Annotated in this window: 7 protein-coding genes and 1 tRNA gene; all 8 read right to left on the bottom strand. The window is 57.0% G+C overall.

Translation table 11 applies throughout. The annotated features are described in order from the left end of the window. Positions 1 to 364 precede the first annotated feature (364 nt). Positions 365 to 1,213: a CmcI family methyltransferase gene (locus tag G5168_RS17095; RefSeq protein ID WP_319908521.1), complete on the bottom strand. Its 849-nt coding sequence runs from the start codon at positions 1,211 to 1,213 to the stop codon at positions 365 to 367. Further along, positions 1,210 to 1,965, bottom strand: coding sequence for a class I SAM-dependent methyltransferase (locus tag G5168_RS17100; RefSeq protein WP_421252499.1), 756 nt, complete (start codon positions 1,963 to 1,965; stop codon positions 1,210 to 1,212). Before G5168_RS17100 ends, G5168_RS17095 begins: the two co-directional genes overlap by 4 nt. After that, a complete protein-coding gene (locus tag G5168_RS17105; protein WP_421252500.1) occupies positions 1,962 to 6,200 on the bottom strand; it encodes a hypothetical protein in 4,239 nt (1,412 codons plus the stop codon). The genes G5168_RS17100 and G5168_RS17105 overlap by 4 nt, the downstream gene beginning before the upstream one ends. Then, on the bottom strand, positions 6,188 to 7,066 hold the full coding sequence (locus G5168_RS17110; RefSeq protein ID WP_319908518.1) for a TauD/TfdA family dioxygenase: 879 nt from the start codon (positions 7,064 to 7,066) through the stop codon (positions 6,188 to 6,190). The genes G5168_RS17105 and G5168_RS17110 overlap by 13 nt, the downstream gene beginning before the upstream one ends. Beyond that, positions 7,063 to 7,761, bottom strand: coding sequence for a class I SAM-dependent methyltransferase (locus G5168_RS17115; protein WP_319908517.1), 699 nt, complete (start codon positions 7,759 to 7,761; stop codon positions 7,063 to 7,065). The genes G5168_RS17110 and G5168_RS17115 overlap by 4 nt, the downstream gene beginning before the upstream one ends. Continuing rightward, the gene (locus G5168_RS17120) at positions 7,762 to 8,247 is read right to left on the bottom strand and encodes a hypothetical protein (protein WP_319908516.1); all 486 of its coding nucleotides are present in this window, start codon (positions 8,245 to 8,247) and stop codon (positions 7,762 to 7,764) included. It abuts the gene before it with no gap. A gap of 397 nt (positions 8,248 to 8,644) precedes the next feature. Then, positions 8,645 to 8,720, bottom strand: a tRNA-Thr gene (locus G5168_RS17125). Between the two features lie 89 nt (positions 8,721 to 8,809). Beyond that, complete coding sequence (locus G5168_RS17130; RefSeq protein ID WP_338455320.1) at positions 8,810 to 9,550, bottom strand: phosphatase; 741 nt, start codon at positions 9,548 to 9,550, stop codon at positions 8,810 to 8,812. Between the last annotated feature and the right edge of the window lie 306 nt (positions 9,551 to 9,856).

Genomic DNA, 9,856 nt, shown 5'->3' on the forward strand with positions numbered 1-9,856 from the left:
TGACATGGACTTAACCACCCATTTGTATGGTCACTGACCAGTCAATTGCATTCGTGCTGATCAACCGTTTGCAATCGGCTGGACCAGCATACGCCGTAGTAACGTCTTCCGAGAACGGGCAATAGCTGACAGTTAGGTTGTGCTACCGAACTAACGACTTCAGCAGAGAATTGCGATTCTATGGAACGCAGTGTCTAGGGATATGCGCAATGAGCGTGTTCCTCCACTCGTTGATACCAATCAGCGATCCCATTCGTCGTCCATGGTTTCAATCATCGAGTCCACGAGACTTTGCTCCACCGCTATTGCTTGAGCGGGCGTTCTCCGAGCAGTGGATCGGCGTAAGGTAAGGCACACCGTCGCGTCAGGCTTTTCTCAACCCGATACCTTTCAACAGCGGATGCCGCAGGGCCAAAGGACATAATGAAAATTGCCGGTTATCCAACAGGAAACGGTCAAGCTCGCGTATCACGCCTATGTCATCGCAGCCCCATAGGTCTTCGATCACTACCGTCCCGCAGTCGGCTAGCAGATCAGCCCAGAGCCGCAACGCACGCAGATTTCGTTGTGGGTCTCCACCCAAGTCGATGACAATTAACTCAAATTTAGGGCAAATTCCGCGCACCTGGTCGATGGTTTCTCGGTTCATTGCATCGCCAACGCAATCATGTTGTTCGACTTCGGTCCAGCGGGACCCATCGATGCTTGATGCTAAGGGATCAATGTCCAGCGAAACCACTAGGCCCCGTCCCTGCATCTGCAGGATGCTAGATAGAAACCAGGCACCACCGCCACGCCCTTTGCCGAGTTCAAGCACGCGTTGAACGTGCATGCCAGTGAGGAGCTCCTGGAGGTAGAACAGGTCGCTAGGCATCTTTAGTACGACTTCGCCGAACCAACGATAATCCCGCTCGCTTTCGATCTCGTGTCTCCAATACCAGCGGTGATAATCCGTAGCCAAGGCTGCTTCTGAACCCGGGGTAGCACCTTCCGACAGAAGCGTATCAGTGAATGGTGCGACCAGTACACCGCGCTCGACCCATTGCGCAATGGCAAGCGACGCGGAACGAAACCTGGCATAGCCAAGTAGCTCTTCGTAGGTCGCACGATCAATACGGTACCGTGCCCCACGCGCCGCGTGCTGTACCTCGACGAAGTCGGCGTAGTCTACGAAGACGATGAATCTGCTTAGTCGCAGCACCGAGCCTATCATCTAGGCTTGCGTCGAGCAGTGACAAAGGGGCTGATGCTACGATCGAAGGGTTCGCCCCGCCAGCTGTCGAGGACCTCGACTTCGATGAAGTCGAGGTCGCTCAGAAGTGACGTGAGCAGATGCACGTTTGCCACGTTCAGTTCATGGCGCTCCTCAAAGCTCTCTGCGCTAGAAAGGCACTCGAATCGGTAGTCGGCGAGTATCGTTTCGGCACCGTCCGACCAGAAGCCGTAGCTCAGTATTATATCATCCGGCCCTCCAGGCCCCGGCTCTCGGTCGACGGTGAACGACGGTTTCTCTGGCGGGGCGTTGGGGGCATGGGCGACTTGCAGGATCAAGCCGCCACCAGGGCGTAGCATGTGGTGACAGCGCAGGAGAATATCCCGGAGTTCGGCAACGTCCTGGCTGTAATTGAGCGACCAGGAAAGTGACACGATGCAATCGAATCGCTGATCGAGGTCCAGCTCCTGCATACGCCTCAGTTGCGCGCGCTCCGTGCCGACGCGTGCTTGCGCCAGTTTCAGCATGTGTGGCGCCGAATCAATACCCACCGGATCCAGGTCGGCTTGCAGCGCTTTTTCGAGCAGTATGCCGGTCCCGCAGCCGAGGTCGAGTAGTCGTGCTTGTTCCTTCAGGCTACGCGCCCACGTGATCACGAAGTCATGATCATCGGCGTAATGGTGTGGTGGCGTATGGAGGTCGTAGCGATCCCCAAACTCCCCGTAGAGCTTGTAGGTCCGATCTTCGCTCATAGATCCTCCTTAGTGAGTACCGGCATGCTGGTAAAAGCTTGCGCGACAGCAGGCCAGAGGAGAGTGTGGGGGCCATCTGGCGCCATACTGCACAGCCTAGTGGCACCGAAACACTCGTTGTCGAGGGGGGTGAGGACCTCGAGTAGGCGAGCCTGCCGGCGTCTAATGCGTGCATTAGGGGCAGGCAGATGCTTCAAAGCCTGACAGAGCTCGGTAACGGTTCCTGTTTTTATCCAGTCCGCGTAGCTGCGACCGGCGAGTTTGAACAAGAGGGCGTGCTGGCGCAAGCCTGAACCGTCACATTGGGGGCAGCGGATCATGATCCGGGACGCCAATACGCTGTCGCGCCAAGGGCGGGAGCCACGCGAAAGGTTTTCACGCAAATGCGCGAACAATCCGTCCCAGCGTAACCAACTCGCGACTTCTTTCGGATTGCTAGCATGGGTGCGCAGAAAGGTACCCGCGCCCGAAGGGACCCAGAAGCCATGGAGGAGCACGTTGCGCTCCTGGGCCGAAAGTCGCTCAATGGGGCGCTCGGCCGGCCATAGTTGCTCCTTGACCAAGCGTTTGAAGAAAGGCGCCATTGCATTACGGTGTAAGCCTTTGAGCACACTCAGCGCTTCCGGATGCAGGAAGCCGTTCTGCTCCACGGCTTTCGTCTCGTCGTTGATCAACAAGCCCGGATCGTAACTGACGACATGCCCACGACCAAGACAGCATGCACACTGCCCACGCGCGGTGTGTCGATCGAAATCGTAGGCAGATATCGCGCGGGGACCAACCAGGGAGCGATCGAGATCCATCGCTCGTTCGCTGCAGGTCGCGATCACCTCCTGGCCTCTGACCAGCTCGACATAGCCACCACCGAGCAGCAGTGCCTGTTTCACCGCATGCATTCGTGCACTGCGATTACTGGCTGCGTCACAGGTAAGAGGGCCACCGAAAGCGCGTACGCGGGATGCAATGTCGTGTTCTGCCCATCGTAGCCCCTGTACTCGCAGCCGCCTGCGCAGGCCCCATACGACACTTTCTGGAGTCTGTGTGCCCCATGTGTGGATAGCCTGGAGCAGGGGGCAAATCGTCAGTTCGGCATCAGCAATGGTTTCCCAGACATCCACCAGAGCGATGGTATCGGCCTCCTGAGTGTTCTCATCTTCGAGCATGAGCAAGGCCAGCTCATGGTCGAGCGCTCCAAACTCAAGCAGGCGAAGATCTTTCAGGTTGTGCGCGTCTAGCACGACTGCCGGTTGCCCTCCTTCATGCTCGAGTTCCTGCTCTAGCGGTGGCATGTCGTGACCGAGCAGCCTTCGCAACCAGCGCAGCGCACTGCTGGCCTCGGGTAGGCTGGAGGGAATGTGGTGTCGATAGCGTTCCAAGTGCTTAATATTCTCGCCCGGTTTCGACGCTGCCCGGAGCATTCGACCGCTAGGGGTATCTTGTTTGCACACGTGGCTCGGAGGGCCTTCGGCTATCAGTTGGCCTCCCTGCGGACCACAGCCCGGGCCGAACTCGATGATCCAGTCGGTTGCCGCGACGAGTTCGAGATTGTGTTCGACCAGCAGGACGGTGTGGCCATGTCTGACCATTCGATCAAGCGTTCTGAGCAGGCGCGCGACGTCGTCACGATGCAGGCCCGCCGCAGGTTCATCGAGAATGAACATCAACCTTTGCGAGGCGTGCTCACTCAGCTCTCGGGCAATGCGAAGGCGCTGGAGCTCGCCACCGCTAAGGGTGTCGAGCCGTCTGCCTAGAGACAGATGCCCGACCCCCATTTCATCCAGGGTGCCCAGAAGCGGCAATTGCTGGTCGAAAGCAGGGAAAGGTGCGTTGCTCAACGAGGTGATCGAACGATCGAGTACCTGCGCGATGTCATACCCTTCGTCGAGAACAGTCAGTACGGTGGATCCGTATCGACTTCCAGCGCAGCTCGGGCAGACGACCCAATGGCCAGCTTCTTCTATTTCCCCGATACCTAGGCACTGATCGCAGCGGCCTTGTCCAGCGTTGAGTCCGAAATCGCTGGCTTCGAGACCGGCGGCGGCAGCGGCCGGTAGCCTAGCGAAGTGATTTCGCAGTTGTTCAGCGAGCCCCAGGAAGGTCGCGACCGTGCTGCGCCTGTTTGGTATTGGCGTTCGCTGGCCCAATGCAACGAACCCGTTGAGGTGTTCGGTACCCGACAGCGATGCCCATCGTCCACGGCGAACATCCACTTCTAGGGTGTCGGGCGCGGTTTGGAACGTGCCTGCGAGCGCAGGTACGAGTGCTCCGAGCACGAAACTGGATTTCCCAGATCCCGAAACACCAACCACACTGACCAGGTGACCTAACGGAATAGCCACATCAACTCCCGACACATTGTGAATATGGATGTCTTTTAACCGAAGCCTTGGAGTCTGAGTCTGGACAGCAACTGTGCTGCGCTCAAGACGGGCATCCGGCGACCACCAGCGTTCTGGGACCTTCCCTGAATAGGTTACACGACCACCTTCGGGGCCAGCGCCAGGACCGATTTCGACGAAGAAGCTGGCGGCGGCCGCCAATCGCCGACGATGATCGTTGATGATCAGGCTGTGGGTTCCACGCAATTCGGCCAACGTTGCGGCCAACCGGTCGACATCCTCATCGTGCAAACCGCGCGCTGGCTCGTCCAGCAACAGGCAAAGGCCCGAATGGTGGCCGTCCAAGGCCGCAGCCAAACGCAAGCGGCGTGATTCTCCCTCGCTGATTTCCAGCATCCCGCGGGCGCCGCTGAGGTGTCCAAGGCCTGAGCCGACAAAACTTCTGGTCAGTCGGTGCAACTGTTTCAGATATGGCACTGCTTGCTCAGGCAGCTTTCTAGAAAAATCGGAGCCAGGGCTGCAGAGCGAGGACAGTGCTTCGAACGGCAGTGCCAGAAGGTGATTGATCGAGTAACCAGCGAGGCACAAGGCACGCGCTTGGGCAGACCAGCGGCTACCAAGGCAGTCGGGGCACGCACCATTGCTCACCAGGTGGGCCAGTCGTCCGGCTGATATGCCACGCTTGTTTACTCGCCCAATGATTTCCGCTTGAAACCCATTAAAACGGCGTGGTGTACTTATCTTGCGCCCGTTGCTTAAATCTCGGTCGGCAATCAGTGCTTCACCTGCTCCTTCGATGATCAGGCGGCGAGCCTGCGTGTCGAGCTCCGACCAGGCTCGATCGGGATCGAAGTTACAGAGGCCTCGCAGTCCTTCGATCGTCTCATGTTGAATGTTGACGTACTTGTAGTTCTTCTCTGTCCAGAGCGAGAAGGCCCCTTGGTGAAGGGAGAGGTGAGGATTAACTACCAGAGCGTCCAGATTTAAAACGGTACTCTCGCCGAGTCCGCGACAGGTTGGGCAGGCACCCGTAGCCTCATGTTCCGGAGCGTTGAACGAGAGTAGGTGCTCGCTAGCTGGGCGGTAGCGAAAGGGGTCTTCTGGTGTAACCCAATGGCAGCGGGAGTCCAGCACAACGCCCCCAAAAGAGTCGATCAGAACACGCCCTTCGCCAGCGTCGAAGGCGAGTGCCAGTAGCTGCTCCAATTGTTGTGCCGTGGTCTTTTCTTCGTTGAGTTCTACCCTTGCAACCAGGGTCTCCACAATATGCCGGGTGCGCGCGGCAAGTGGTTTGAACTTATCCAGCTGGAGAACGCGACCTTTTTCCCACACCTTGGATGAGTCGGTCTCGCTGCGCACGATGACACTGGATAAACCCAAGGAGCGCAGACGCTCCGCCATGGCCATCCCGTCGCTGGCCTCGAATGAAATGGGGATTGCCCAGATATCGATCGGGCCTTTCTGATGCTGCAGCAACCACGCGGCATAGCTATCAATTCCAGGGGGCGGAATGGAAACACCGCTACATGCGGAAACGGGGTTGGACCATTTGATGAAGATGCGGCGAAGCAAGGGTAGAAGGCTGCTCGAGGTTCCAACCGTCGTGCGTGAGGAGGCTCGGAAGGCACGCTGTCCAATATGCAGGGTAGGCGGCATTCGACCGACGAATGCAAGATCCATGGGTGGGGCAAGGTGATCTTGGCTGACCCCCAAGAAAGACTTCAAGCGCTTGGCCCCTTGGCGCGCGAGGATATTCTGGAGTAAGGAGGTCTTCCCCGATCCTGAGACACCTACGACCATCGACATCTCACCGACAGGGAAGCTTATGTCGAGATCACGTAGGTTGTTAGCATCCGCACCTACGACATCAATGGTCTCTTTTTTCATTTTGGCCATGAAGGTTCATCGACCAAGTGAAGGACGTGTATCTGTCGAGCTTGGAAATGCCGGGGGAAGTCCAGGTACTGAACTGTGCATTCGCCACGATAGTGGAGCGCGCGTATGTTCGATACCAACAAGGTGTCTCCCATGCCAAGCTCTATGGGATGGGACACCGACAGCGCCACCTCATGGATCGTATCCAGTTGTTCTTCGAGTGGGTCAATGAAGCTCGCCCCTCGCCGTTGCGCTGCCTTCAAAGTTTCGGGGTGAAAGCGAATGGCCGACTCGCTGGCCATGGTACCTGACCAGGCTCCTTGCGCTCGATCATCTACTATGGTCACGGTATCGTGCAGGAGAAACCTTAAGGTCTTGTCTGCACCGCGTCGACGAAGTTCGGCAAGGAGGTCTCCAACCCGGGCGACGCGCAGAATGCCATAGCCCGGGGTAGGGTCGGGAACTCGGCAATGGATCAAGGTGATGCTTGGAGGTTTGCTCGCAGTGTTCAGGTCGGTGTGGAAGTGCCCGTCGCGCAAGGTGTGAGATAGCTCGGTTGTCCAAGGAGACATCTTGAAGTGCTTAACGATCTTGTTTCCGCGGTAGGGCTTGAATCCAGCATTCAGTGCCAGTGCTAGCAGCAGGGCAATGCGCTCGTCGCCCAAGGTAGTAGTACCGCGCATGACAACATGATCAAAGCGGTTCCAAAGGCGTGAAAGCTCGACAATAAAGGCTTGCCATTCAGGGGACGACAGTTCTCCGGCGAGTAAACGTCGCAGTGATGGATCGAGAACGCGCGCTTCTAGCGATTCGAGCGTCTCACGCACGGTCACGGCCAACAGAGCGTCATTCACAATAGTGGGGATAGTCAGTTCTGGAATGCTCATACGCAGTGCTCGAATCTGAAAAGCAACTTGTGGCGAAATTGGTGATCAAGCAACGCACCGACCGAAGGATAGGAGAATGACCCCGAGACACTGGGGTCATGGTAGACCCAGCCTGTGTCCCTTAAAGGGCGTACTGATGGCGCCAGCCCAGCGCATGCTCCCGCCGCCATTATTTCCAAAGGGGAGTGGTCATGCACGGCGTGACCCAGTACTTCCAGCTCACGTTTCCAAGTGGACCATAGCGGGTTTTCCGTGTGACAACCGAGGGCGAGATATACGAAACCGCCAGGTTTGATAACACGGCGTATGTTAGCCATTAGTAGCGGCAGGTCGCTGATGTACTGCAGTACTTCATGGCCCACGACCAGATCTACTCCAGCGTATGGAATACTAGACCAACCTTCTGAGCCAAACAGCTGGGTATGCGCGGCAAACCGGGCCAGACGCCGCTCAGCCACCCGCCGAGCACTCACAAGCGGCTCAATGCCCAGAAGTTTTACCGCTTTAAACCGCTCGTGCAGCAACTCGAGAAGACCGCCACGGTGGCAACCGATGTCGAGCACCGTGGCGTCAGACGGTATGCTTCGATCGGCCTGTACATGGCCGACGAGTGCACGCCAGAAATGGATGTTGCGTGCTTCCAGCAGCCGGTCTTCTTCATGATCGAAGAAGTGGGTGCGGATGACCTCCGACACTCAAGGGCACCGCTGTGGTTTGCAGCTTCGCGCCTCAGTATCGCCTGCGGTAGGATCCACGCCAAAGTGCAGCACGAACAGGTTCAGCGATTCTTCGAAAGCGGCCTCCAGATTTGCCCGGTCCTCTTTACCCCGCATGCCGAAGTACGGGAAGTGGTGAAGATATTGGCCGAACAGAAACTCACAGTTCGCAAAGTAGGCATGTGTGTCGAGAATGTGCGCGTGCCAGAAATCATCGATAGGGCCTGACGGGCAGATTTTCTTATCCGGGTAACGCACATTGAGCGCTAGAAATTTACGGTACAAGCCTTCTACGTCATCGCAGTATTCACGAGTCCAGCCGCGCTCCTCCATCAGCTTGCGACCCAGCATGGAGAAATCCAGCTGGGCCACCTTGTCCAGCGCGGCCAGCATTTGTTCATCCGACTGGAGAAGTTGGTGCGACTCCTCGAACGTGAGGGGGCGGCAGATAGCGTTCTGTTCCATGCAGGTTCCTTAATAGCCATTGGCGGATAATTGGATCCTAAGATTATAGTATCAAGTGGCTACTAGGGAAGCGGTGGAATTACCATTTCAACCTCACTCCTTATTTCGATATACCTTCAACTTTCTCAGCTCACGATCAATGCTGACACTGCATCCGCTGTTGGACGGATGCACAAGCTAGGGAATGAGAAGCCAGTCTAGTGTTCATGCCAAAGCAGGATTACGGCGCATGGTTGGATTGCCAAGCTCCTGAACTGCCTCGTTCCTACTTGGTTCAGCAGCCAATTGAACAACTGACAGGGAGCCGATGCCGCTTGTGTGCCAGTGCTGATGTTAGCCCAGTGTTAGCCCGCTAAAAAGAAGATAAGGCTCGCATCACTGCGAGCCTTGCTATGTCTGGTGCCGGAAACAGGAGTCGAACCTGCGACCTTCGCATTACGAATGCGCTGCTCTACCAACTGAGCTATACCGGCTTGTTGCTCTCCACATTCATAAAAAATGACCGGCAAGTCAATTGAGCCAACTCGATTTTATGAGTTGGCTCATGGTGTTAGAGCCCGATTTACAGATCGGCAAACTCGGGGATATGGGCACGGCCGCGGCTTTCGAGAAATTCGAGCAGGGCGCGGGGGGAGCGCACCAGGATCCGCTCTTGCGGGAAGCCCGCTTCGGTCACCAGACGGTGGCAATGGTCAAAATCGCCGAGGCTGAAAGCGACATGGGAATCGGAGCCGAAGGTGAGGTAGGCCCCCAGATCTCGCGCGGCTTCAACGATTGCGCGGCAGTTGCCTTCGCTCCCCGGGCGCGAGTGAATGAAGGAGGAGTTGTTGATCTCCAGCGCCACCCGATAGTCCGCAGCCGCCTTGACCACCGCCTGAATGTCGATGGGAAATGCGGGGTTGCCCGGGTGGCTGATCATATCGACTCGGCCGCTCTTGATGGCGTTGATCATCGCCTGGGTGTGGGTTGCCTGATCGCAGGGAGGGAATACCTGCTCATGAAAACCCGCCATGATCATGTCGAGACGCGACTCATAGCGCTCTGGGAAATCGATCTCCCCGTCGAGGTTTTTGATGTTGGCCTCGATACCCCGCAAGATCCCTACCCCTTCCACCACTCTTGGCAAGATCGGCAAGTTGGCAAAATGCCAGACATGAGGGGCATCGGCCATCTCGGGGCCATGATCCGTGGTGGCGAACAGCTTGATCCCTTTGGCTCTGGCGATGGGCAGATAGTCGTGGATGGTGCTGTAGGCATGGGTGCTGGCAATGGTGTGAGTGTGGGTATCGACCGGGTACTTCATCTTCTCTCCCCTCATATTTTGAAAGGGCAGCATAGCAAAGAGCCGCAGCTTGGGCCACGCCAGTGCTTGCCACACTTTGTCACAAAATACCGCGAAGCTGACATAGTCTGAGGGGCTCTGGCTGGCATACTGCCCCCGTCGATACATGCCTGAACTCGCATCGACAGTTTGCCGTCAGGATGACGCGAACTCACTTTCCCCACCGTCGCGCCCTGCGGCGGTTTTTTTTGGCTCTGTCCCAATTACGTGTTGAAAGGCTAATCTTGAAGTAGGCCATCACCTTGAGGTCTACCATCATGGATACCC

Source organism: Aeromonas sp. 600724, assembly GCF_049175135.1.
Classification (GTDB): domain Bacteria; phylum Pseudomonadota; class Gammaproteobacteria; order Enterobacterales; family Aeromonadaceae; genus Aeromonas; species Aeromonas veronii_A.